Below are 24,558 nucleotides of genomic sequence, written 5' to 3'. Positions count from 1 at the left end.
TTTATTTAGGACTACCTATGTCCATATAGAAAGCACGATCATTACATGGTTTGAGAAAAATTTATAAGCAGTTTTACGATTTCCTAGCGCTGCATTCGCCTGCCTTTCAATTTGACCTACTTTAAGCATTTGAACGCACAGAAGCTCATTTCATCCATATCGGTATCGTCACCGGCCCATCATTGACCAAAGATACCTGCATGTCCGCCGCAAACTGCCCGGTCTGCACCATGGGATGTGACACCTTGGCCTGCGCCACGAAGTAGTCGTATAGCCTGCGCCCCTCGTCTTGCGGCGCGGCGTTGGTGAAGCTGGGTCGGTTGCCGCTGCTGGTGTCGGCAGCCAGCGTGAATTGACTGACGACCAGCAAACCACCCCCCACATCGACCAGGCTCTTGTTCATCTTGCCGGACCTGTTGGCCCCCACGCTCCCCACTGCGTGTGGTTCGCTGCCCCCCGAGGGGGCTGGGCCGGCTTGGGGCGGCCCGGCGCCGGCCCCTTCATCCGAAAAAATCCGCAGCTTGAGGATCTTGGCCAGCAGCTTGTCGGCCACGACCTCGCTGTCGCCGCGCTCGGCGCAGAGCAGGACCAGCAAGCCTTGCTGGATGGAGCCAATGGTCTGGCCCGCGACGTCGACGCGGGCTTCCTTCACACGTTGCAGTAAAGCGAGCATGAGAAGGTTTATAACCCGGCCCATGCTGCTCGCTCGCCCCCGTTTGACCGTGCTGCTGACCAGTCTGCTGTTGCTGGTTCAGGGCTGTGCGTCCACGGGTGACGCCAAGGCCCAGGCGCAGCAAGCGGCCGAGGCCCGTGCGCGGGGCATCCAGAGCGCCGCGCCGCCGGAGTTCAGTCTGGCGCGGCAACGCACCCTGGCCGCGGTGTGCGCCACTTGCCATGGCACCGAGGGCCGCCCCCCGAAGGATTCGATCATCGTCCCCCTGGCCGCCTTGCCCCGGGGGTATATGGCGCAGCAGCTGCGCGCTTTTCGTGATGGTGCTCGCCCCTCCACCGTGATGCAGCAGATCACCCTGGGCCTGACGGACGCGGAGATCGAGGCCGTGGCTTTCTACTTCTCGACGCTCAAGCGCTGAGCGCGGCGGTCTCGCACCCAGGCAAGCGCCCGCTCTGTCAGATCGAGCGGCTGCGCAGGGCCCGGCTCAGCATCACCACCGGGATCAGGCCCACCAGCACCAGGGCCAACGCGGGCAAGGCCGCCTCGCCCAGGCGCTCGTCGCGCGCCAGCTGGTAGGTGACCACGGCCAAGGTGTCGCTGTTGAAGGGGCGCAGCACCAGGGTGGCGGGCAACTCCTTCATGACGTCTACGAAGACCAGCAGGGTCGCCGCGATCAGCGGGCGACGCAGCAGCGGGCCGTGCACGCGCGTCAGCAGGCCCCAGCCCCCCGCGCCCAGCAGGCGCGCGCTGTCGTCCAGGCTGGGCGGGATGCGCGCGTAGCCGCTTTGCACCGACTCCAGCGCCACGGCGGTGAAACGCACCAGGTAGGCCCAGACGATGCCCAGCGAGGTGGCCGTGATCCAGTACGAAAGGCCGCTGTCTGGCCAGCTGGCCTGCACCCAGCCCACGGGCAGCAACAGGCCCACCACGACCACGGCGCCCGGCACGGCATAGCCCAGGCCAGCGATGCGCGCCACGCCGCGCGTCAACGGGTCGGGTCGGCGGCGCAGCGCGAAGGCCAGCAGCAAGGCCACGGCCACCGCCAGCACCGCGGCGATCAGGCCCAGGCGCACGCTGTTGGCGGCCCAGCCGAGGAAACGGTCCCAGGGCAGGTCCGCCCAGTTGCCCAGCAGCGGGTGCAGCATGAAGAGCACGGGCGCGACAAAACCCATGACGATGGGCAGCGCGCAGACCAGCCAGGCAGACCACGAGCCGCCGCGTCGACCCGCCAAGCTGACCGGCCGCGCCTGTTCGCCCGAAGCCGCGGCGCCGCCCGCGCCGCCGCGCGCGGTGACGAAACGCAGGCGTGCGCGCGAACGTTGCTCCAGCCACAACAGCACGGCGACCGCGCCCAGCAACAAGGTGGCCAGCTGCGCGGCGGCGATGCGGTGGTCCATGGCCAGCCAGGCCTTGTAGATGCCCGCGGTGAAGGTCTGGATGCCGAAGTAGCTGGACACACCAAAATCAGCCAGCGTTTCCATCAGCGCCAGCGCCACGCCGGCGGCCACGGCAGGCCGTGCCAGCGGCAGGGCTACGGCACGCACGCGCGCACCCAGAGGCGCACCCAAGAGGCGCGCGGCCTCCATCAGGTGCGCGGCACGTTCGGCCAGCGCGGTGCGCGCCAGCAGGTAGACATAGGGATACAGCGTGAACGTCAGCACCCAGGCCGCGCCCCAGGTGTTGCGGATCTCGGGAAACATGCGGCCCTGAGCACCGGTCAGCGCCCGCAGCCCTTCTTGAAAGGCGCCGCTGTACTGTAGAAAGTCGGTGTAGGCGTAGGCCACCACATACGCGGGCATGGCCAAGGGCAGCAGCAGTGCCCATTCGAAGAAGCGCCGCCCGGGAAAATCGAACAAGGTCACGACGGCCGCCGTCGCCAGGCCCACGACGGTCACGCCCAGGCCCACCAGCGCGCACAGCAGCAGCGTGGTGCCCACGTAACGCGGCAAGACGGAAGACGCCATCTCGCGCACCACGTCGAGCGCCCGCACGCCCTCCTCCAGACCGCCCACGCCCATCCAACGTGTCAGGTCCCCCGGCCACCAGGCGACGAACAAGGCCAACACCGGCAGCATCAACACGGCGGTGAGCCCCAGCATCAGAACCGGGCGCAGCCAGGCAGCGCTGAGGGACCCTGCGGAAGACGAGGAATACACAGGCACGGAAGAGAATTTCCTAGGGAAGACGGGGACTGACTCAAGCGCAGTGCGCGCAGGGCCAGAAGGCCGCCTGAGGCAATTGAGAATTGTACGTATCTACAATGCTTCCCCATGTTTCTGGAAGTCCAAGACCTCGATGTGCGGTACGCGGGCACGCAGGCGTCCGCCGTGCGCGGCGTGTCATTGCAATTGAACGCGGGTGACATCGGCGTGCTGATCGGCCCCTCGGGCTGCGGCAAGACCACGCTGCTGCGCGCCGTGGCCGGGCTGGAGCAGGTTCATGCCGGGGCCATCCGTCTGCAAGGCCGCGTGGTCGGCAGCGCGGGTCTGCAGTTGCCGCCCGAGGAACGCCGCATCGGCATGGTGTTCCAGGACTACGCGCTCTTCCCCCATCTGACCGTGGCGCGCAACGTCGGCTTTGGCCTGGAATACACCAAGCCCCGGCCGAGCGGCGCAGAGCGCCAGGACCGCGTGCGCGAGGTGCTGGCCCTGGTGGGACTGGAAGGTTATGAGGGGCGCTATCCGCATGAACTCTCAGGGGGTCAGCAGCAACGCGTGGCGCTGGCCCGCGCGCTGGCGCCGCGGCCCCAATTGCTGTTGCTGGACGAGCCTTTCTCCAACCTGGACGTGGACCTGCGCGAGCGCCTGGCGCACGAAGTACGCACCATCCTCAAGGCCGCGCAGGCCACGGCGCTCTTCGTCACCCACGACCAGCTGGAAGCCTTCGCCATCGGCGACCACATCGGGGTGATGCACGAAGGCCAGTTGCACCAGTGGGCCGACGCCTACACGCTCTACCACCGGCCGGCCACGCGCTTCGTGGCGGACTTCATCGGCCACGGCGTGTTCGCGCCAGCGACCGTCAGCGAGGTCAACGGCCGCGTGGTCGTGCAAACGCCGCTGGGCGAGCTGAGCGAGGTGAACTCCAGCCACTTCGCCAGCGCCCGGCCCGGCGAGGGCCGTGACATCCTGCTGCGCGCCGACGACATCGTGCACGACGACAGCGCGCCGGTGAAAGCGCAAATCCTGCGCAAGGCCTTCCGTGGCGCGGAATTCCTCTACACCCTGCGCCTCGCCAACGGCCAGACCGTGCTGGCCCACGTGCCCAGCCACCACGACCACAAAATCGGCGAATGGATCGGCATCCGGCCCGAGGTGGACCATGTGGTGACGTTTCCGGCGCGGGACTGAAACCGCGCCAGGCGAGCCAGGGCACGCATGCACGCGCGTGCATCGCATCGGCACGCGGCCCAGTGCGCCCAGTGCACCTGGGCGCACAGCCCTTCACCCTTTCAGCGCGCGGCAGCCTCGGTGAAAAAGCGGATGCGCTCCGTGTCCGCCGGATGGCTGGCCAGGGCAATGGGCAGGCCGCCCTCTTCGCGAGATGCGCGTCCGGGCTGACGCGCGGCCATGCGCTCGAAGAACACCACCATGGCCTGGGGCGACAAGCCGCTTGCGCGCAGCAGGCGCACCGCCTCGGCGTCGGCCTCGCGTTCGGCGTGGCGTGAATAGTCCATGTGCGCCAGCAGCAGCGGCGCCGCGCCCAGCAAACTGCTGAAGTCGCCGACCACCACGGACACCGCCGCCGAGGCCAGCGTCATCCGTGCCAGGGCCTGCATGCCATGGCGCAAGCGCACGTGGCCATACTCATGGCCCAGCACGCCGAGCACCGCGTCGTCGCGGCCCTCAAGCAAACGCACCAGCTCGTCGGTGATGATGATGTGGCCACCCGGCAAGGCCAGCGCGTTGGGACCGATGCCACGTCGCGTGTTCTTGTCCTTGCTGGTTTTGTCCGTGCCTGCGGTGTCCGTCCTCGGCACGCCCGCGCGGAAATGCAGGGTCCAGGGCACGGGGGTTTCGTCCATCGCGCGCACGGCCTGGTCGAGGGCGGCGCGCAACTCGGCCTGGCGCTGCGCGGGCAAGGCACTGGGCGACAGCAAGTGCTGGTCCAGGCTACTCAAGGCTTCGGTGCCCAGCGCATCATCCACTTGCAGGGGCAGGGCCCGCACGACTTGGCCCGCCGCCCAAGGTACCCCCCAGCGGTAGCCCACGAACAGCACGCCGACGAGCAGCACCAGAGCCAGCAGCACGCCGCGCCAATGCAGCTGCGCCCGCACCACCCAGCCATCCCGATGGCCGATGGCAGCACGCCAGGCGTCGAAGGCCGTCGCATCCGCCACTTGCAGGGAACCACCGCCGTCCAGCAGGATCACCCGCTGCCCATGTCGCGTGCGCTCGGGCCATTGAACCTGGTTCACAGGCCAGCGGCCAATTTGAGCCGCGCCCGACGCGGCGTCCGACACATCACCGTCCGTGGCGCCCCAGGCCCGCAACTCGCGGGCGACCACGTCCAACCGCACCGACTGAGGCCGCGCGCTGCGGCCGTCGAAGTACAGCGCCTCAATGGAGGTGAATGGCGGGAGCGTTGGGGCGATTGGCATGGCGTTGGGCGAGCCTGCCTCAGAGCCCGAAGTCCAGACCGAACAGATCACCCGCGGCGTCCCCCATGGCGGAGGATGCATTCGCATTCTGGGCGGCCACCAACTCGTCCAAATTGACGGTCGGGAGCAAGGTCACCGCCTCCAGCCGCAAGCGCGCGTTGGCTACCTTGGCAAAGGGATGGTAGAGCCCGACCGTGACCAAAGTCAGCAGCCAGTTCTTGAACCAGAGTTGGATCAACGCTCCTGCCGGGAGCGCGCTGCGAAAAGCCAGGCCGGGGCTACGCGTGCCGTTCCACGTCAGGTTTTGCAGACGCGCGACGAAGTACCCGCCCACCACGCACAAAACCAAGAGGTAGCCCACTATCACCAGGGCAGTGATCGTCCACGGCATGGCCAAGGCACGGCTTTTCGTCAGGCCAATGATCGCGACCGCGCCGGCCAGAAAGAGCAATGTGCTGTAGAGCAGAGTCATGCCGAACAGGCGATAGAACTGCCCCGCGCCGGCATCGAACGCAGTCTGTTCATGGGCGATCGCCAAATGCGCCTGCTGATAGCGCCGGTGTAGCCAAAACCCCGCGGGAATCAACGCAAGGCCCACCGGATAAGCCAGCAGAATGATGATCAAGGCGTGACTTTGGAGCACCTGCGCGGTCGAGCTGGCCAAAGTGATCCCGATGACAAACACCGCGAGCAAGGCGTACAGCAGTGCAAACGCGCCGTAGGCGCCACCACGCGTGCCCGTGAATCGCAGACGCAGGCCGCGCCATCCCGTATTGGCCAAACTGAATCGCAAGGAGGCATGCCACAAGGCAGGCCATGCAAGCATCAGGACTGCAAAGGCTAGCAGACCGACGATCGGCGAGACTTTGCTCGCAATGTTGTACAGAAAGAGCAGCAACGCCGCCAGGACATACCCCCGGAACATCGCCCAAGGCTTGCCGTGAAAAGACAAGGGGTGCCCACCCACCTCGGTCGCGCCATAGAAATACTTCAGGCGCCGTGTCTTGGCAAAGGGGTAATAGAAGCCCAGCGTCACCAGGGTGAGCAGGAGATTGACGATCCAGATGCGGAAATACTCACTGCCCGAACCGACGAAACGGATGCCCAGCTCGGCCGGGCCTAGCGCCACCGCTTGCGTGCCACCCGCTTCTTCCTTCACGTCTTCCTGGCTCTCTCTGATCTCTCTCACCGGCCCCGCCTTTTTGGACTGTTCCATCTCCTTGACCTCTTCTTCGAAACTCCGCATCGCGGCTTCTCCCTCCCTGTTGAAAGTGGATTCATTGTCTCTGGTGCATCCCAGACCTCGGGCACCTGAATCCGAAACAGTCCGTAAGACTCTTCGGGACATCGCGTGTACCGCCTGCCCGGCTGGACTCAGCGAACTGCCTGCTCGCCATCGGGAGCCGGCTGATCACGCAGGCGAATGACCTCGTCGCGCAGCGCATCGGCCCAAGCCCGGCGATCCCGTCCCTGAGCTGTTTGAGGCGTGCCATAGGTCACGCGCACCACCAGCCCCTTGGAACGGGCCGTGCGCCAGGCGGTGTCCAGCAAGGAGTCGTCCCCGATGTAGCAGGGCGCCAGGCTGCGTTCGCCTCGGCTATCCAGGAAATCCAAGGCGACGGGCTGGACCGGCGCGTCGGCGCTGATGGCGGCCTGCAGCAGATTGGCGTGAAAGGGCAGCAGGGATTGTCCGTCGCTGGTGGTGCCTTCGGGGAAGACGGCCAGCACCTCGCCCGCGCGCAGGCGCTCGGCCATGTGCTGGACCACGCGCATCGCGTCACGCCGCGACTCGCGCTGGATGAAAAGCGTGCCCGCGCCCGCCACCAGCCGTCCGACCAGCGGCCAACGCTGGATGTCGGCTTTGGCGACGAAGCGGCAGTAACGCGCTGCGTGCAGACTCATGATGTCGAGCCAGGAGATGTGGTTAGACGCCAGCAGCAGCGGGCCGGGCGACACCACGTCCCCACGAACTTCCACGCGCAGGCCCAAATGGCGCAGCAAGGCACGGGCCCAGACTTGCACATGGAGCGCGCGCGCCTCTTCGTTGAGGCGCGGGAAACGCACGACCACGATGAACAGGCCGTGGAACAAGTGCAGGAAGGCGCGGGCCAGGCGCCAGCTGGCGCGCAGCCGCGACACCTGGCTGGGCTTGCGCCGACCCGCGGCCGCCTGGCCCTCGCCGCGCAGATCCGTCTGAACTTGCTTCGTCATGCGCCGAGTCTGCGCGCCGCTCAATGGCGTTGGTAGGCGAGCTGCCCGCCCACCACGGTGCAGCGCACGCGCCCGGGCAGCTCATAGCCGGCAAAGGGGGTGTGCTTGCCCTGGCTGCGCAGGGCCTCGGGCGTCACCGTCCAGGCGGCAGCGGGGTCGAAGATGCAGAGGTCGGCCACGCCGCCCACGCTGAGCTTGCCGATGCTGGCCTGCAGCGTACCCAGGGCACCGCCCAGCACGCGCGCGGGTTCGCTGCTCAGCACGGCCAGCGCGCGACTCAGTCCGTCAGAACCAGGTTTGCCCAGGGTCTCACCCCACTTCAGGGCCAGGCTCAACAACAACTCCACGCCCGTCGCACCGGGTTCGGCGGAGGCGAAGGGCAGCATCTTGGCGTCCTCGTCCACGGGCGTGTGGTCCGACACCAAGGCGTCGATGGTGCCGTCGGCCAGCGCGGCGCGCAGCGCGTCGCGGTCGGTGCTTTGGCGCAACGGTGGCGTCAGGCGCGCGCGGCGGTCGAAGTACCCGATGTCGGTATCGCACAGGTGCAAGCTGTTGACGCTCACATCGCAGCTGACGGGCAGCCCCTCGGCCTTGGCCTGGCGCACCAGCGCCACGCCCGCCGCGCTGGAGATGCGGCACAGGTGCACGCGGCAGCCCGTGTTGCGGACCAGCTCGAAGATCGTGTGCAGCGCGATGGTCTCGGCCGCGACGGGCACGCCGGACAAGCCCAGCCGCGTGGCCAGCGCGCCACTGGCGGCCACGCCCTGACCGAGGTGGTGATCATTCGGTCGCAGCCAGACCGTGTAGCCAAAGGTGGCGGCGTACAGCAAGGCCCGTTGCAGCACCTGGGTGTTGAGCAGTGCCACATCGGCCTGGCCGAAGGCCACGCAACCCGCTTCGGTCAGCTCGGCCATCTCGGTCAGGCTCTCGCCCTGCAGGCCGCGCGTGAGCGCCCCGATGGGAAAGACACGCGCCTGGTGCAGCTTCTCGGCGCGGAATTTCAGCATTTCCACGAGGCCGGGTTCGTCCAGCACCGGGTCGGTGTCGGGCGGGCAGGCCAGGCTGGTCACGCCGCCCGCCACCGCAGCGGCCATCTCGCTCTCCAACATGCCCTCGTGCTCGTGGCCGGGCTCGCGCAAGCGCACGGCGAGGTCCACCAGACCGGGTGCGACCACCAGGCCGCGAGCGTCGATCACGCGATCCGGCGAGAAATCGGCCGAAACCGAGCCGAGGCCCACGATGCGTCCCGCCGCGATCGCCACGTCGGCGATGCGGTCCGTCTTGCTGGCCGGGTCGATGACGCGACCGCCTTGAATCAACAGTTTCATGCGATGCCCTTGTTCCGACCGTCAGTTCGCCACATTGCCCGCGACGATGCTCATCACCGCCATGCGCACCGCGATGCCGAAGGTGACCTGCGGCAGGATGACGCTCTGCTTGCCGTCCACCACCGCCGAGGCGATCTCCACACCGCGATTGATGGGGCCGGGGTGCATGACGATGGCGTCGGGCTTGGCGAGTTGCAGCTTCTCGGGCGTGAGGCCGAAGCTCTTGAAGAATTCCTGGCTGCTGGGCAGCAAGGCGCCGCTCATGCGCTCGTTCTGCAGGCGCAGCATGATGACCACGTCCGCGTCCTTGATGCCTTCTTCCAGCGTGTGGCAGACGCGCACGCCCATGGGCGCCATGTTGGCGGGCACCAGGGTCTTGGGACCGACCACGCGCACTTCGGCGCAGCCCAGCGTGGTCAGCGCGTGGATGTCGGAGCGCGCCACGCGCGAGTGCAGCACGTCACCCACGACGGCCACCGTGAGGTTGCTGAAATCCTTCTTGTAGTGCCGGATGGTGTACATGTCCAGCAGGCCCTGCGTGGGGTGGGCGTGCCGCCCGTCGCCCGCGTTGACCACGTGCACGTGCGGCGCGACATGTTGGGCGATCAGGTAGGGCGCGCCCGACTCGCTGTGCCGCACGACGAAGAGATCGGCCGCCATGGCGCTCAGGTTGGCGATGGTGTCAAGCAGGCTCTCGCCCTTGCTGGCCGAGGAGCGCGCGATGTCGAGGTTGATGACGTCCGCCGACAGGCGCGTGGCCGCGATCTCGAAAGTGGTGCGCGTGCGCGTGCTGTTCTCGAAGAAGAGGTTGAACACGCTCTTGCCGCGCAGCAGCGGGACCTTCTTCACTTCGCGGTCACTGACGCTGACGAAGTTGGCGGCCGTGTCCAGGATGTGCGTGAGGATGTCACGCGGCAGCCCTTCGGTGGAGAGCAGGTGGATCAGCTCGCCGTTCTTGTTGAGTTGGGGGTTGCGGTGTTTCATGGTTGTTGTTGCGGCCCGGGCGGATGCGCGTCGGCGCTCAGGCGCTTTCCACGCGGAAGCTGAAGCGGCCGTCCTCGCCGCGCGCCAGTTGCAGCAGGCGGTCGTCGGGCAGACTGACGCGCGCGGCGGCGTAGTCGGCGGCCACGGGCAGCTCGCGCCCGCCCCGGTCCACCAGCACGGCCAGTTGCACGCTGGCCGGGCGGCCGTAGTCGAACAGTTCATTGAGCACCGCGCGGATGGTGCGGCCGGTGTAGAGCACGTCGTCCAGCAGCAGGATGTGCGCCTCATTCACGTCGAAGGGCAGCACGGTCTGGGCGGAATTGCTCAAGCCCCGGCGCGCGAAGTCGTCGCGGTGCATGGCCGAGGAAATCACGCCGTGCTTGCCCTCTAGCTGCAGATCGGCCTGCAAGCGCTCGGCCAGCCAGGCGCCACCGGACGTGACGCCGACCAGACGGGTCTGCGGCGTGACCAGGCTGCGCACGCCCTTGAGCAGCTCGCGGTAGAGCGCTTCGGCGTCGAGGAAAAGAACCCCCGCGCTGGCCACTTCGTGTACCGGGCTTGGTCCGCCGCTGCTGTTCATTCGAGACTCCTCAAAAACTGTTCCAGGATGACGCAGGCCGCGCCCGCGTCGGCATCGAAACGCTTGCCGCCCCCGCCCTCGGCGATCGCTTCCGTGGTGCTGTAGCGCTCGTCGACCTCGTGCACCGGCAGGCCGAACCGCCCGCGCAGCTGGCGCGCGAACTTGCGGGCGCGCTCGGTATTGTCATGCGCGGCGCCGTCGGGGTGGAAAGGCACGCCCACCACCAGCGCGTCGGGCTGCCACTCGCGGATGCGCTCCGCGATCTGCGTGAAACGAGCATCCCCCTCGGCGCGTATGGTGGCCTGCGGCTGCGCCTGCTTCAGCAGTCGATTGCCCACGGCCACGCCAGTGCGCTTGAGGCCGAAGTCCAGGGCCAGGAAAGTTTGCTGCGCCGCGGTCACCGCCATGTCAAGCGTGCCCCGCGTCGGGCGACAGCATCCAGGCTTCCAGGCCGAGCAGGGCCAGCGCCTTTTCATAACGCTGCTCGATCGGCGTGTCGAAGATCAGCGCCATCATGCGCGCGGCGTCGACCTGCACGGTGAGCCAGCTGTTCTCACCGATCTCGGACTCCAGTTGGCCCTGCGCCCAGGCCGAGTAGCCCAGGGAAATCAGCACCCGGTGCGGGCCCGCGCCGTTGGACAGGGCCTCCAGCACGTCGCGCGACGTGGTCATCTCCAGCGCGGCGCCGGGAATCACCAGGGTGGACGCATACACCGCGTCGGAAGGCCCCTCCTCGCGATCGCCTTGCGCATCCTCTTCAGAGTCCATCACCTCCCCCGCGCGCGGCACGGCCGCCCAGGCGGGGGGAGCTTCCACCCCCGGGCCCAGCGCGTCGTGCAGCACGAAGCCGCGCTCGGTCTGCACCGGGCCACCCTGGAACACGGGCGCGTCCCGCAAGTCGGCTCGGCCCAGGGGCAAGTCGACCTTCTCGAACAGGTTCTTCAGGGTGATGTCGGTGGGCTTGTTGATCATCAGCCCCAGCGCGCCGCGCTCGCTGTGCTCGCAGAGGTAAACCACGCTCTTGGCGAAGAAGGCATCTCCCAGACCGGGCATGGCGATCAGGAAATGATTCGTCAGGTTGATGCTGTCTTCGGAAGCGCGGTCTTGGGCCATGACCGGATTTTAGTGGGCCGGGTCGCCGGCATCGTCGGGCCGCACCGCCGTTCGCGCTAGGGACCGCTTTCGTCGTCGAGCTCGCGCAGGTCTTCTTCCAGCTCACCCAGTGCTTCTTGCAGGTGACGCTGCACGGTGGCGATCTCCTTGAGCGCTTCGGGCGGCAAGCCGGCCGATTTGAGGTAGGTGCGCAGGCGTTCGAGCATGAGGTCCAACTCATGCAGCCCGCCATGCACCTCGTCCACCCGCGCCTCCAGGCGCTGACGCAAGGTCAGTGGACGCGGAGGGTCGATGTACGAGGCCGCCTCGGGCAGCGAGTCATAACCCCACTCGTTGTGCACGGGTGCGCGCGGCGCGGTAGCTGCCGGCGCGGCGGAAGTGAAAAGATCGGGTTCGTCCGGCGTCAGGCCCTGCGGGCCCGACTGCGCCTCCGCGTCAGCCGTCCCCGTCGCCGCGATCGCGGAGGGCGACACGGGCGCGTGCAGGACCGGCGCCTCGATGCCGGCGGCGGCGGCCAGCTCGTCGAGCAAGCCGGGCTCAGGCATCTTGAGCTCTCCGGCGGCCAACCGGTGCAAGAGGTAGCGGATGTCCTCGGCGGCCAGCAGGAAGATGCGCGCGGCTTCGCTGGCCGGCACCTGCAACTCGCGCTCGCCGCGCAACTGCATCATGGCCTGCTCCAAGGTGCGCGAGAGCGTGGCGATGGCCTCCAGACCCAGTGCCGCCGCGCTGCCCGCCAAGGCATGCGCCAGCGCGAGCAGGTTGACGGGCAGCGCACGGCGCACTTGGTGCCTCAGGTCGAGTGACCACTCGTTCAAGCCGGCGCTGAGCAGGCGCGACCACTCGGCGGCCTCGCTCAAGAAAGCCTTGTAGTCCGCCAGCGGCAGGCGCAAGGGGCCGATCTGCTTGAACTGCGCCTCTGCTTCCACGAACCGGGTCTGGCGGAAGGGCGGGGGCTCGGCAGGGATCGTCAAGTACTCGCCCGCGGCCTGTACTGTGACTACCGCGGCGCTGCCATCGGGTGCCGACGCGGGAACGTCGGGCGCTGGCTGCAGCGCCTCTGGGCCTGGCTCGGGCTGAGGAATGGGCTGAGGAATGGGCACCGCCATGGACGGGTCCGCAGAATCAGCCAGCGACACCAACGCTGAAAGATCCCGTGGGGGCTCATCCGACGGGGCGCCCGGAAAAGGGTCGGCGGGGGCGTTCGAGGCAGCAGAAGCGGAGGTAGAGGTAGTGGTGTCCGTCAACACAGACGCTTGCGGACTCAAGGCCGCAGCCGCTTGCCTCAGGGTGTCGGCCAAGGGTTCGGGGTCGCGGCCAGCGGCCAGATCCTCGACCCACAAACCGATCTGGTGCAAGGCCTCCAAGGCCAGATGCAGCACCTCCGGGCGCGCGCTCGTTCCATCTGTTGCGGACAGGAACGGCAGCAGAACGTCGACGGCCTCAACGAGTTCGCCCGCTTGGCTCAAACCGGCGGCCTGCTCTCGCGCCGCGGCCTCGGCCAATTGCGCGAAGACTTGGGCCAGAGGACCCTCCCCCTCGTCGGGGGTGGCCAACGCAGCCTCTGGGGCCGTGTCGAACATGCCCGCCAGCTGGCCCGCCACCACATCCAGCCCCGCGTGGACGGCCTCCCGCGCGGTCGTCAGAAAGGCGTCGTGCCTGACCTGGTCATCCGCAGGCTGAGTGAGCACAGGCAAGGTGGCCCGCGGCAGGGTTGCTGTTGATTCTGCGTCTACGTCTGCGGCTGGGTCAGCCTCGCCGGCTTCGCCATCCGCCCCTTGCGGGTCGACGGTTTGCGGCGGCGGCGCCTCCGAGCGCACGGCAGGCGCCCAGGGCATGGGCGGCTCGTCGCTCGGCGGCTCGCTGCTGAGGCCCTCGCTGAGATGGCCGCCATCGCTGCCATGACCCCCATGACCCCCATCACTGCCCGTGGCGTCAGGCGCCACATCCACGCGCGGTTCGGCCTGAGCGAGAGACTCAAGCACGGGAGGCGGTTCGGGTGCCCAGGCAGGCTGAACGTGCAGTGGCACCGGCGGTGTGGCGGGCGGAGGATTCGGCGCCGAGACTCGGAAGGGATGGCCCTCGTGCTCCAGTTCGAACAGAGGCTGGAACACGGATTCAGTGGGTGCGGGCAAGCCCAGCAACTCCGCCATCCAAGGCTGGAAGGGCTCGGCGGGCTCGTCCAAGCCGCTCTCGGCCGCATCCACGGCGCGGTCGATGCGCAGGGCCAGCAAATCGCCGCGCTCCTGCTTGAGCATGTCCTCCGCGGGGTCCAGGTCCTCGTAGGCCGCGTCGAGGAAGCACAGGGCCAGATCGACTTCGGTGGCCAGTCGCGCGCCGGACAGCGAGGGGCGCCATGAGGCGGCGCGCGCGATGTAGTCGGCTGCCTGCAACAGGGCGCGCACCAGTTCACGCCGCTCGGGCTGCAAAGTCAGCAGGGACACGCCCAGTTGGCTGAAGAGGGCCGTCAAGGCCTCAAAGCGGTGACTGTCCGGAATGCTGTTGGGGTAGAGCAGGTCGGGCTCGGTGTTGAAGCCCGCCCAACCCTCGAGCGCGGCGCGGATGCGCTGACGCGCTTGCGCCAGCGCGGTGGGGTCGAAGCGTCCGTAGCGCTGGGCTTCGTAATTGACGGGCTGGGCATCGTCCAGGCCGTAGATGCGACGCACCGTGGCCAGCACGGGCGCGGCTTGCGCGGCCGTCAGCAAATTAGGCGGGGCGGCCTGAGCGCAGAAAAACAGCAGGTCTTGCGCCAGACCGTCGGCCACCTCCACCTCGGCCCCAGACAGTTGCCGCGAGAAAGCGCTGTACTGCAGCAAGACGCGGCTGGCCGTGCGCTTGACGTAGACATCGGCCGCGATCAGTTCCAGCGCCAAGGCCTCGAAGTAGGCGGACGCCAACTGCCAGAAGGCGCGCCGGGGCAATGGGGTCTCGCCCGCGGCCAGGCCCAGGGCGATGTCGCGCAAGGGCAAGGCCGCGGCACCACCGCCAGCCTTGACCATTTGCAGCAAGGCCACGTCCATGCGCGAACGCAGGGCCGGCGCATAGGCCAGCGGTTCGGCCTTGAGGGCCGCGCGCGCGGCCTTGTCGGCCCGCGTGCCATCGATCCACGCCCAAGCCTGCTGGGCCCCCACCGGCGAACGCGCGCTCGCGGGGGCGCCCTCCAGGGGAAACTCCACCGCGGGCGCGGGGCGGGCCGTCGAGGCTGGGGGGGTCCAGAGCTCCGCCGGATGCACCCGCTCCTCGCCGAGCAGCATCAGCAATTCACGGTATTGGGGAAACAGCGCCACGGCCGAGACCTGCTTGCCACGCGCGAGCGCGGCGAGGTGCTCGATCACGGCGTCGCTGGCGCGTTCAACCGCGGCGGCCGAAGCCTCGCTCAGGGACTGGGGGTGGGCGGCATGGCTCTGCACCAGCGAGGCCATGGCGTAGAGCAATTTGGCGGAGCCGCTGAAGGGCTCCAAGGCGGTGGCGCAACGCAGCAGGCGATCGCGCACCTCGGGCAAGGAAGCCACCTCGGGCGCCAACCCCGTGCCCGTCGCGCCCCCGGCCGCACGCTCATGCAGCAGCCGGCGCAGCGACCGGCCCGTCGCGTCCAGCGTGACGCGCAGTTCTTCCTGCAATACGGCGCTGGGGATCGGCGGCATGGCGGAAGGACGTCCTTTCTGACTCGTGCGGGGCGGGCGGCGTCAAGGGTGTTCCGTGGCGCGCATTGTCGCCTCAGCGCCGCCCGTGACGCGAATCAGATTTGCACCATCTCGAAATCTTCCTTGCGCGCGCCGCATTCCGGGCAGGTCCAGTTCATGGGAACGTCGGCCCAGGCGGTGCCCGGGGCAATGCCGTGCTCGGGATCGCCCTGGGCTTCGTCGTACATCCAGCCGCAGATCAGGCACATCCAGGTTTTGTTGTTCTCACTCACAGCTTGCAACTTTCTCTCTATAGAATTGAATGACGAAACGCGCGAGAGCCGCTGACCTGTTTCGGCTTACCCGCCAAGGTAAGCACGACAGCCGCAACCTTCACGCACTATTCTGCCTGATGAACTTCACAGGTCAGCCATGCAAATCCCCGAAACAGACACCCGCGCGCAAGACCAGGACCTGGGCGAACACCAGCCACCGTGCGTGCTGGTGTTCAACGCCAATGACCCCAGCGGAGCTGGCGGCCTTTCAGCCGACATCACCGCCATGGCCTCGGTGGGCGCGCATGCGCTGCCCGTGCTGACGGGCGCTTACGCACGCGACACGGCGACGACCTTCGACCACTTTCCACTGGACGAGGAAGCCGTGGCCGAACAGGCGCGCGCGCTGTTGGAGGACGTGCAAGTGCAAACGATCAAGGTCGGGTTCGCGGGCACGCCCGAGAACCTGAGCACCATCGCCGAAATCGCGAGCGATTACGCCGAGACGCCCCTGATCGCCTACATGCCCAATCTATCGTGGTGGAACGAAGTGCAGATTGATCTGTATCAAGACGCCTTCGCCGAACTGCTCCTGCCGCAGACCACCATCCTCGTGGGCAACCACAGCACCCTGTCGCGCTGGCTGCTGCCGGACTGGGAGAACGACAAGCCCCCGAGCGCGCGCGACATCGCCCGCGCCGCGGGCGAGCACGGCTCGGCTTACGTGCTGGTGACGGGCATCCCCGTGATTGATCCGTCCAATCCGGCCGAGCAGCAAATCGACAACGTGCTGGCATCGCCCGAGAGCGTGCTGGGCAGCCTGAAGTTCGAGCGTTTCGAAGCCGCCTTCATTGGCGCGGGCGACACGCTGAGCGCGGCGCTGACCGCCCTGCTGGCCTCGGGCAACGACCTGGACGAAGCCTTCACCGAGGCCCTGGCCTACCTGGACCAGGCCCTGGACGCGGGCTTTCGGCCCGGCATGGGCATGGTCATTCCCGAGCGCATGTTCTGGGCTCAAGGCGACGTTGACGTCAGTGAGATCGGCATGGAAGACGAAGAACATCCCGACGACACGCTGGACCTGCCGCCTCACAGCACCCGGCATTGAGCACGGGGATGCATTCACGCATCCCGGACCCGCACCCGTATCGCATCGCATCCGTTCCCGATCCCGTTCCCGCTTCTGCAAGTCACCATGTCCAGCTCCACCCAACCCGCCAGCCTCAATCCCACCCTGTTCGAACGCGCCAAGCGCGTCATCCCCGGTGGTGTCAACTCGCCCGTGCGGGCCTTCCGCGCCGTGGGCGGCACGCCGCGCTTCATCGCACGTGCCCAGGGCGCCTACATGTGGGACGCCGATGGCAAGAAATACATCGACTACATCGGCTCATGGGGACCGATGATCCTGGGCCATGGTCACCCCGCCGTGCTGGAAGCCGTGCAGAAGGCCGCCACGGAAGGTTTCTCCTTCGGCGCGCCCACCGAGCGCGAGGTCGAGCTGGCCGAGGAAATCCTCAAGCACGTGCCGTCCATGGAGATGCTGCGCCTGGTCAGCAGCGGCACGGAAGCCGGCATGAGCGCCATTCGCCTCGCGCGTGGGGCCACGAACCGTCCCAAGATCATCAAGTTTGAGGGCTGCTACCACGGCCACGCGGATTCGCTGCTGGTCAAGGCGGGCTCGGGCCTCGCCACCTTCGGTCACCCCACCAGCGCGGGCGTGCCGCCCGAGGTGGTGCAGCACACCCTGGTGCTCGAATACAACAACGTCCAGCAGATCGAGGAAGCCTTCGCCCTGCATGGCAAGGACGTGGCCTGCATCATCATCGAGCCCATCGCGGGCAATATGAACTTCGTGCGCGCTTCTCTACCCTTCATGCGGCGCTGCCGTGAACTCTGCACACAGCACGGCGCGCTGCTCATCCTCGATGAAGTGATGACGGGGTTCCGCGTCGCGCTCGGCAGCGCGCAAAGCCTGTATGCGAAGGCCATCCCCGGGTTCAAGCCGGACCTCACGGTGCTGGGCAAGGTCATCGGCGGCGGCATGCCGCTGGCGGCCTTCGGCGGACCACGCGCCATCATGGAACAGATGGCGCCGCTCGGTCCCGTCTACCAGGCTGGCACGCTCAGCGGCAACCCCATCGCCACGGCCTGCGGTCTGGCCACGCTCAAGGAAATCGCGAAACCCGGCTTCTACGAATCACTCGCGAAAAAAACACGCAGCCTCGTCGATGGCCTGCAGACCGCCGCGAACGGTGCCGGCGTGCCCTTCGTGGGCGACAGTGAAGGCGGCATGTTCGGCTTCTTCCTGCTGCCTCAACTGCCGCAGAACTACACGCAGGTGATGAAGACCGAGGGCGCGAAGTTCAATGCGCTGTTCCATGGCCTGCTGGATCGGGGGGTCTACATCGCGCCGGCGTTGTACGAGGCGGGGTTTGTGAGCGCGGCGCACAGCGAGGCGGATATTGATGCGACGCTGGAGGCGTCCACGGACATCTTCAAGTTGATGCGCTAGCCCTGGGGCATTTCCCGCCGCATGAATTCATCGAATAAGGGCACGGTGAACGCAATCATGCCGTGCTCAGGCGCATAAAGCATGCCCTTCTTGATCAAGCTGTCCCTTACAGGTGTCATGCTCGTGGCCTTGCGCCCCATCGCCATCGCAACATCCGAGGTACGTTGCGGCTCCTCGCCCATGTCTGCCAAGGCACGCATGTAGTCACGTTCGCCAGGCGTCAACCGATCAAAGCGGACACGGAAAAACGATGCATCCAGTTTGCGGATGGAATTGGCTGTGGCTGTGTGTGCGTCCGCTAATTCAATCGTGTCGCTGTCGCAGGCATTCCAGGCGTTGTACCCCCACTCTTGCAGGAAGTATGGGTATCCATGTGATTGCCTGAAAATCTCTTGCAAAGCTGCGCCTTCAATATGCGCGCCCTCTTCTTCAATGGGCTCACGGATGGCGGCATAGGCATCGGCCTCACTGAGGCGATCCAACCGAGGAAATTCAAACAAGCGCTCTGCATAGCTCTTGGCGTCACCAGCCTGGCCCGCCAGTTGCGGCAATCCAGCCCCAAACAGAATCAAAGGCAGCCCAGCCTGATTGACTGCATGTATGGCTCGAATCAACGCGGCCAGTTCTTCCTTGGACACGTATTGCAGTTCGTCAATCAAAAGGGCCACTGGCTTTGCCACGGCCTGCGCCGCACGGCCAGTAGCCAAGAGCAAATCCGTCACGTCCGTTTCCAACCTACCGCTATCCGCCTGGCCGATTTCAGGGTCAACGCCTAGGGTGACATCCACGCCACCGGTGCTCACCGTCACACTTCCCAGAAAGCTGCGCAGAACGCGCAACCCTTTTTTGACGGCTTCGGCGGCCTGTTTGCCACTGTCCAGCGTCAACAGCACGCGGCGCACCGAGTGAATCAGCATCTGGCGCAAATCGTCGTTGTCCCGCGCCTCGATCATTTCAGTGAGATAGCCGCGTTGCCCAGCTTCTTTGGCAATCTCATTCAACAGCACGGTTTTGCCCACGCCGCGCAGCCCCAATATCAACAGAGATTTGGCATGCCGCCCCCGCTTGGTTCGCTCCAGCGCGGTCACAGCCTGCTGCATCACTTCTGCACGGCCAGCCAGTTCCGGCGGACTGACGCCAGCACCTGGATTGAAGGGATTGCGGTATTCGTCCATACGGAAGTGGGAAGAGAGTCAGGTATCTATAGCTATGTATAGCATATATTTACTATAGATTGAAATAGATTCCTCACTTTCCCAGCGCCCTCGTGCTCCAGTTCAGGCAGACGACAGCGCCCCCAAGAAGAATGGCGATCCCTGTCGAACAGGCTCAATGCCGGAAGTGGCGCACGCCCGAGAACACCATCGCAATCCCGCGCTCGTCTGCAGCAGCTATGACTTCCTGATCGCGCATGCTGCCACCCGGCTGGATCACGCAGGTGGCGCCGGCCTCGGCCACGACGTCCAGGCCGTCGCGGAAGGGGAAGAAGGCGTCGCTGGCCACGGCCGTGCCTTTCAGGCTCAGACCCGCGTGTTCGGCCTTGATGCTGGCGATGCGCGCGCTGTCCAGGCGGCTCATCTGGCCCGCGCCCACGCCCATGGTCATGCCACCGCTGCAAAAGACGATGGCGTTGCTCTTGACGAACTTGGCGACCTTCCAGGCGAAGAGCAGGTCATCGATTTGCTGCGGGGTCGGCGCGAGTTTCGTGACAACCTTTAGATCGTCGCGCTGGAGTTCATGGTTGTCGGCGGTCTGGATCAGCAAGCCCGAGCCGACACGCTTGACGTCGTGGCTGTTGAGGCCGCGCTCCCAGGCGTTCTTGCTGTCGCGCTTGACGCCATCGAGCGGGATGGCGAGCACGCGCACATTGACCTTGCTCTTGAAAATCTCCAAGGCCTCGGGCGTGTAGGCCGGCGCCATCAGCACCTCGACGAAGTGCTTGTTGGCCACGGTGATCGCTTGCGCCACCGCACCGTCCACGGTGCGATTGAAAGCAAGGATGCCACCGAAGGCGCTGGTGGGGTCGGTCTTGAAGGCCTTGCCATAGGCCTCGAGCGCGTCCTTGCCCACGGCCACGCCGCAGGGGTTGGCGTGCTTGACGATCACACACGCTGGGGTGTCGAAGGTCTTGACGCATTCCCAGGCCGCGTCGGCGTCGGCGATGTTGTTGTAGCTCAGCTCCTTACCCTGCAACTGCTTGGCGGTGACCAGAGAGCCGGGCGCGGGGTAGAGGTCGCGGTAGAAGGCGGCGGTCTGGTGCGGGTTCTCGCCATAGCGCAGGTCCTGCAGCTTGACGAAGTTGCTGTTGGCCTGACCCGCGTATTCGGCGGGAGCGGCGGGCTGGCCGTCGTCCCCCAGTTGGACGGACGAGAGGTAGTTGCTGATGGCCGCGTCGTAATTCGCGATGCGGTTGTAGGCGGCCACGCTCAGGGCGAAGCGGGTCTTGCGCGAAATGCCGCTTAAGCCACCCGTCTTCAGCTCGGCCAGCACGCCCGCGTACTGGCTGGCGTCGGTCAGCACAACGACGTCCTTCCAGTTCTTGGCCGCGCTGCGCACCATGGCCGGACCACCGATGTCGATGTTCTCGATGGCGTCTTCGAGCGTGCACCCGGGCTTGGCCACCGTGGCCTCAAACGGGTAGAGGTTGACGGCCAGGATGTCGATGCGCGTGATGCCGTGCGCCTGCATGGCCGCCACGTGCTCGGGCAGGTCGGCGCGCGCCAGCAGGCCGCCATGGACCTTGGGGTGCAGGGTCTTGACGCGGCCGTCCAGCATCTCGGGGAAGCCAGTGTGCTCGGCCACCTCGGTCACGGGCAGGCCCGCGTCGGCCAGCAGCTTGGCGGTGCCGCCGGTGGACAGCAGCCTGACGCCGAGCTGGTGAAGTTCCCTGGCGAATTCGAGGATGCCGGTCTTGTCGGAAACGGAAAGCAGTGCTTGCATGGTGTTTATCTATCGGTTCTGAAAATCATTTGAGCAGCTTGTGCTCGACCAGCTTCTTGCGCAGGGTGTTGCGGTTCAGCCCAAGCCATTCGGCGGCTCGGGATTGGTTGTGCTCGGCGTGCGCCATCACCACTTCCAGCAGCGGTTTCTCGACCACGCGCACCAGCATCTCGTACATGCGGTCCGGCTCGGCGCCGCGCAGGTCCTTGAAATAACTCTCCATGCTGTTGCGCACGCATTCTTCGATCTGCTTCTTGCTCATTGTTTTGGACTCATTGTTCTTGGCTCATGCGTTCTTGCGTTCTTGCTCACGCATTCCTTCTTGCGCTCATCTCCGCTTCACAGGCTCATGCGGACGCGGCTTCCTCCACGGGCCCCAGCCACGCGGCGTCCGCCGCCGGCAACCGGTCCATCACCGCGCCCAGCTCGTCAAAATAATCCGCCACGGCCTGCCATTGGGCACGGCTGTCGTCCAGTGCGTTCATGCGGGCGCGGAAAGCCTCGCCCCCAGGCAAGCCCCGCACGTACCAGCCGATGTGCTTGCGCGCGCTTCGAACGCCTGTGCTCGTTCCCGGTTGTACGCCGGTGCTCGCCGACGGCAGGGCCGTGAGCGTGTCAGGGCGGGCTGCCAGGCCCTCGGCCCAGCGGTCATCACCGTACAGGGCGTAGTGCTCCTGCAAGTGGTCCAGCAACAGGCGCTTGACTTCGGCGACCAAGGGCGGGGCCAGGTGCTCGCCCGTGGCCAGGTAATGCGCGACCTCGCGGAAGATCCAGGGTCGGCCTTGCGCGGCGCGGCCGATCATCACGGCATCGGCGCCCGTGTGGGCCAGCACCGCGCGCGCCTTCTCGGGCGAGGTGATGTCACCATTGGCCACGACCGGCACGCGCACGGCGGCCTTGACCGCGGCGATGGTGTCGTACTCGGCCTGACCGCCGTAGCCTTGTTCGCGCGTGCGGCCATGCACCGTGAGCATGCGGATGCCCGCGCCTTCAAACGCGCAGGCCAAGGTGACCGCGTTCTTGTTCGCCTGGCACCAGCCCGTGCGCATCTTGAGCGTGACGGGAACGCCATGCGGCTCGCAGGCAGCGACCACGGCCTCGGCGATCTCCAGCGCGAGTGCTTCGTCCTGCATCAGCGCCGAGCCCGCCCACTTGTTGCAAACCTTCTTGGCCGGGCAGCCCATGTTGATGTCGATGATCTGCGCGCCGCGCTCGATGTTGTAGACCGCGGCCTCGGCCATCATCGCGGCGTCCGTGCCCGCGATCTGCACCGCGATGGGCCCAGGCTCGCCGCTGTGGTCGGCGCGGCGGCTGGTCTTGAGGCTGTTCCACAGCTCCTTGCGCGAGGTGACCATCTCGCTGACCGCGTAGCCCGCGCCCAGCGCCTTGCAAAGCTTGCGGAAAGGCCGGTCCGTCACGCCCGCCATGGGCGCGGCGAACACGTTGTTCGGCAGCAGGTGCGCGCCAATGCGCACACCGGAAACAAGGCCGGGGTTCATGCGGAAAGAGGAAAAAGGAGCCAGGCAGGGCGAAGACGGAGCGGCGGATTCTATCTGCTCAAATTTTCAGCAGTTGGAATCGCGCGCGCAAGCCGTGTCGAGAACCGCGTTGATCACGCTTTCCCTTACTCGCGACTGCGTGCTTTCTATACTGCGCCCCATGATGGAGCAATTCAATGTGGCGCTGCAGCAATTGCTGGCCTGGCTGGCGCTGCCAGAGTTCGGTCTGAGCACGCTGTTCGTAATCGCCTTCATTTCCGCCACCCTGCTGCCCATGGGTTCGGAACCGGCCGTGGTGGGCCTGCTGCACCTCAATCCCGAGCTGTTCTGGCCCGCCATCTTCGTGGCCACGGCGGGCAACACCCTGGGCGGCGCGTTGAACTGGTGGATGGGCTACGGCGCGCACCGGGCCCTGGACCGGCTGCGCCATGAGCGGGCCGAGATGCAGGCCCATGCCCAGAGTCATTCACGCGCCCACCTGCGCGCGCTGGGCTGGCTGGAACGCCTCGGCCCCAAGGCCTGCCTGCTGTCCTGGCTGCCCATCGTTGGTGACCCGCTCTGCGCGGTGGCCGGCTGGCTCAAGCTGCCCTTCTGGCCCTGCGTGACCTACATGGCCATCGGCAAGTTCCTGCGCTACGTGACGATGACGGCCGCCCTGCTGTGGCTGATTCCGGAGTCGCTCAAGCTGCTGTGACGGCCTGGGCGATCCGGGGCTGATCAGGCATTCAAGCGGCGCCGGGCCAGGCGCCACAAGGGCGGGGCGAACAGCAGCACGAGCGCCACGGCCATCAGCGTGCCCGACAGCGGACGCGTGAAGAAGGTGAACCAGTCGCCCTGGCTGATGATGAGCGCCTGCCGCATGGACTGCTCGGCCATGGGCGCGAGGATCAGCCCGACGATCAGCGGCGCGGCCGGAAAGTCAAAGCGCCGCATCACGAAACCGAGGAGGCCGAAGGCAAACAGCAGGCCCACGTTGAACACCGAATTGCTCGCGCCGTAGACGCCCGCGATGGACACGATGATGATGCCCGCGTACAACCAGGGCGGGGGGATCTTGAGCAGCTTGACCCAGAGGCCCACCAGCGGCAGGTTGAGGATGAGCAGGATCACGTTGCCGATGTAGAGGCTGGCGATCAGCGTCCAGACCAGCGCGCCCTGCTGAGTGAACAGCTGCGGGCCGGGTTGGATACCGTAGCCTTCGAAGGCCGACAGCATGATGGCCGCCGTGGCCGAGGTCGGGATGCCCAAGGTCAGCAGCGGCATCAGCACACCGGCCGCCGCCGCGTTGTTGGCGGCCTCGGGCCCGGCCACGCCCTCGATGGCGCCCTGACCGAATTCCTCGGGATGCTTGCTGAGCTTGCGCTCGGTGTAGTACGAGAGCATGGTCGGCAGCTCGGCACCACCGGCCGGCATGGCCCCAATCGGGAAGCCGTAGAGCGCGCCACGCAACCAGGCCTTCCAGGAGCGCCCCCAGTCCTGCCGGCTCAGACGCAGACTGCCGGTGAGCTTCATCACCTCGGCATTGCGTGATTCACGCCCTTGCCAGGCCAGGTACAGCGCCTCGCCGACGGCGAACAGGCCCACGACCACCACCGTCACTTCCAGTCCGTCCAGCAACTCGGCGCGGCCGAAAGTGAACCGCGGTTGACCGGTCTGCAAGTCGATGCCCACCAGCCCCGCCAACAGGCCCAGGAAGAGGCTGATCAGCCCGCGCAACACCGAATTGCCCAGCACGGCCGACACGGCGACCAGGGACAGCACCATGAGGCTGAAGTATTCCGCCGGACCAAAGGCCAGCGCGGCCTGCACCACCCAGGGCGCGAAGAAGGTCAGCGCCAGCGTGCCGATGGTGCCCGCGACGAAACTGCCGATGGCCGCCGTCGCCAGCGCCTGGCCCGCGCGCCCGCGCCGCGCCATTTTGTTGCCCTCCAGCGCCGTCACCACCGAGCCGGATTCCCCCGGCGTATTGAGCAGGATGGACGTGGTGGAGCCGCCATAGGCCGCACCGTAGTAGATGCCCGCGAACATCACGAACATGCTGGTGGCGGGGACCTGGTAGGTCAGCGGCAGCAGCAGCGCGATGGTCAGCGCCGGACTGATGCCCGGCAACACGCCCACCAGCGTGCCCAGAAAACAACCCGCGAAACCCCAGAGTAGGGTCGTGGGTTGCAGCGCGCTGGCAAACCCGGCCAGCAGGGCCTCGAATCCTTGCATGCTTGCTCC

22 protein-coding genes are annotated in these 24,558 nt (G+C 66.7%); 5 read left to right on the top strand and 17 right to left on the bottom strand.

The genetic code is table 11. The annotated features are described in order from the left end of the window. Positions 1–145: 145 nt before the first annotated feature. Positions 146–673 (bottom strand): D-aminoacyl-tRNA deacylase, encoded by a 528-nt coding sequence (gene dtd, locus HGR_RS10130; RefSeq protein WP_006298139.1) that lies wholly within the window; start codon positions 671–673, stop codon positions 146–148. 22 nt (positions 674–695) lie between these two features. Here dtd and HGR_RS10125 point away from each other — a divergent pair, with 22 nt between their 5' ends. Continuing rightward, positions 696–1,091 (top strand): c-type cytochrome, encoded by a 396-nt coding sequence (locus HGR_RS10125; protein WP_006298138.1) that lies wholly within the window; start codon positions 696–698, stop codon positions 1,089–1,091. Between the two features lie 37 nt (positions 1,092–1,128). Here the strand turns inward: HGR_RS10125 and HGR_RS10120 are convergent, their stop codons facing one another. Next, positions 1,129–2,772 carry an ABC transporter permease gene (locus tag HGR_RS10120; protein WP_050797433.1) on the bottom strand — a complete coding sequence of 548 codons (1,644 nt, stop codon included), beginning with the start codon at positions 2,770–2,772 and terminating at the stop codon, positions 1,129–1,131. Between the two features lie 171 nt (positions 2,773–2,943). On the opposite strand from HGR_RS10120, the gene HGR_RS10115 reads away from it, so the two are divergent. Next, positions 2,944–4,023: an ABC transporter ATP-binding protein gene (locus tag HGR_RS10115; protein ID WP_006298136.1), complete on the top strand. Its 1,080-nt coding sequence runs from the start codon at positions 2,944–2,946 to the stop codon at positions 4,021–4,023. Positions 4,024–4,124: 101 nt separating this feature from the next. On the opposite strand, the gene HGR_RS10110 is transcribed toward HGR_RS10115, so the two are convergent. The 10 genes from HGR_RS10110 to HGR_RS10065 form a co-directional block, all read right to left on the bottom strand. After that, on the bottom strand, positions 4,125–5,273 hold the full coding sequence (locus HGR_RS10110; RefSeq protein ID WP_006298135.1) for a M48 family metallopeptidase: 1,149 nt from the start codon (positions 5,271–5,273) through the stop codon (positions 4,125–4,127). Between the two features lie 19 nt (positions 5,274–5,292). After that, on the bottom strand, positions 5,293–6,621 hold the full coding sequence (locus tag HGR_RS10105) for a YjgN family protein (RefSeq protein ID WP_081463507.1): 1,329 nt from the start codon (positions 6,619–6,621) through the stop codon (positions 5,293–5,295). A gap of 26 nt (positions 6,622–6,647) precedes the next feature. Then, positions 6,648–7,412: a lysophospholipid acyltransferase family protein gene (locus HGR_RS10100; RefSeq protein WP_039853161.1), complete on the bottom strand. Its 765-nt coding sequence runs from the start codon at positions 7,410–7,412 to the stop codon at positions 6,648–6,650. Between the two features lie 92 nt (positions 7,413–7,504). Then, entirely contained in the window at positions 7,505–8,812 is a 1,308-nt protein-coding gene (locus tag HGR_RS10095) for a dihydroorotase (protein ID WP_006298132.1), read from the bottom strand. A 21-nt stretch (positions 8,813–8,833) separates the two neighbouring features. Next, positions 8,834–9,796, bottom strand: coding sequence for an aspartate carbamoyltransferase catalytic subunit (locus HGR_RS10090; protein WP_006298131.1), 963 nt, complete (start codon positions 9,794–9,796; stop codon positions 8,834–8,836). 37 nt (positions 9,797–9,833) lie between these two features. Then, entirely contained in the window at positions 9,834–10,376 is a 543-nt protein-coding gene (pyrR, locus tag HGR_RS10085; RefSeq protein WP_006298130.1) for a bifunctional pyr operon transcriptional regulator/uracil phosphoribosyltransferase PyrR, read from the bottom strand. Next, positions 10,373–10,783, bottom strand: coding sequence for a Holliday junction resolvase RuvX (ruvX, locus tag HGR_RS10080; protein WP_006298129.1), 411 nt, complete (start codon positions 10,781–10,783; stop codon positions 10,373–10,375). Before ruvX ends, pyrR begins: the two co-directional genes overlap by 4 nt. A 1-nt stretch (position 10,784) precedes the next feature. Then, positions 10,785–11,489: a YqgE/AlgH family protein gene (locus HGR_RS10075; protein ID WP_006298128.1), complete on the bottom strand. Its 705-nt coding sequence runs from the start codon at positions 11,487–11,489 to the stop codon at positions 10,785–10,787. A gap of 56 nt (positions 11,490–11,545) precedes the next feature. Beyond that, positions 11,546–15,130 carry an Hpt domain-containing protein gene (locus HGR_RS10070; protein ID WP_006298127.1) on the bottom strand — a complete coding sequence of 1,195 codons (3,585 nt, stop codon included), beginning with the start codon at positions 15,128–15,130 and terminating at the stop codon, positions 11,546–11,548. A 95-nt stretch (positions 15,131–15,225) separates the two neighbouring features. Beyond that, positions 15,226–15,378: a rubredoxin gene (locus HGR_RS10065; RefSeq protein ID WP_006298126.1), complete on the bottom strand. Its 153-nt coding sequence runs from the start codon at positions 15,376–15,378 to the stop codon at positions 15,226–15,228. Positions 15,379–15,541: 163 nt separating this feature from the next. Here HGR_RS10065 and thiD point away from each other — a divergent pair, with 163 nt between their 5' ends. Together thiD and hemL are read left to right on the top strand one after the other, a co-directional pair. Continuing rightward, positions 15,542–16,492, top strand: a complete 951-nt coding sequence (gene thiD / locus HGR_RS10060; protein WP_006298125.1) for a bifunctional hydroxymethylpyrimidine kinase/phosphomethylpyrimidine kinase — start codon at positions 15,542–15,544, stop codon at positions 16,490–16,492. 87 nt (positions 16,493–16,579) lie between these two features. Beyond that, positions 16,580–17,896, top strand: coding sequence for a glutamate-1-semialdehyde 2,1-aminomutase (gene hemL, locus HGR_RS10055; protein ID WP_006298124.1), 1,317 nt, complete (start codon positions 16,580–16,582; stop codon positions 17,894–17,896). On the opposite strand, the gene HGR_RS10050 is transcribed toward hemL, so the two are convergent. From HGR_RS10050 to dusB, 4 genes are all read right to left on the bottom strand, one after another. After that, positions 17,893–19,071 (bottom strand): ATP-binding protein, encoded by a 1,179-nt coding sequence (locus HGR_RS10050; protein ID WP_006298123.1) that lies wholly within the window; start codon positions 19,069–19,071, stop codon positions 17,893–17,895. The two genes, hemL and HGR_RS10050, sit on opposite strands and share 4 nt — an antisense overlap. Before the next feature lie 154 nt (positions 19,072–19,225). Continuing rightward, on the bottom strand, positions 19,226–20,836 hold the full coding sequence (purH, locus tag HGR_RS10045) for a bifunctional phosphoribosylaminoimidazolecarboxamide formyltransferase/IMP cyclohydrolase (protein ID WP_006298122.1): 1,611 nt from the start codon (positions 20,834–20,836) through the stop codon (positions 19,226–19,228). A 25-nt stretch (positions 20,837–20,861) separates the two neighbouring features. Then, positions 20,862–21,098 (bottom strand): helix-turn-helix domain-containing protein, encoded by a 237-nt coding sequence (locus HGR_RS10040; RefSeq protein ID WP_006298121.1) that lies wholly within the window; start codon positions 21,096–21,098, stop codon positions 20,862–20,864. 85 nt (positions 21,099–21,183) lie between these two features. Continuing rightward, positions 21,184–22,335: a tRNA dihydrouridine synthase DusB gene (gene dusB / locus HGR_RS10035; protein WP_138922474.1), complete on the bottom strand. Its 1,152-nt coding sequence runs from the start codon at positions 22,333–22,335 to the stop codon at positions 21,184–21,186. 160 nt (positions 22,336–22,495) lie between these two features. On the opposite strand from dusB, the gene HGR_RS10030 reads away from it, so the two are divergent. Further along, positions 22,496–23,029, top strand: a complete 534-nt coding sequence (locus HGR_RS10030; RefSeq protein WP_006298119.1) for a YqaA family protein — start codon at positions 22,496–22,498, stop codon at positions 23,027–23,029. A 23-nt stretch (positions 23,030–23,052) separates the two neighbouring features. Here the strand turns inward: HGR_RS10030 and HGR_RS10025 are convergent, their stop codons facing one another. Beyond that, positions 23,053–24,549, bottom strand: a complete 1,497-nt coding sequence (locus tag HGR_RS10025) for a tripartite tricarboxylate transporter permease (RefSeq protein ID WP_006298118.1) — start codon at positions 24,547–24,549, stop codon at positions 23,053–23,055. Positions 24,550–24,558: the final 9 nt, after the last annotated feature.

This window comes from Hylemonella gracilis ATCC 19624, assembly GCF_000211835.1.
Taxonomy (GTDB): Bacteria; Pseudomonadota; Gammaproteobacteria; order Burkholderiales; family Burkholderiaceae_C; genus Hylemonella; species Hylemonella gracilis.
This window is presented reverse-complemented; position numbering and strand designations above follow the sequence as displayed.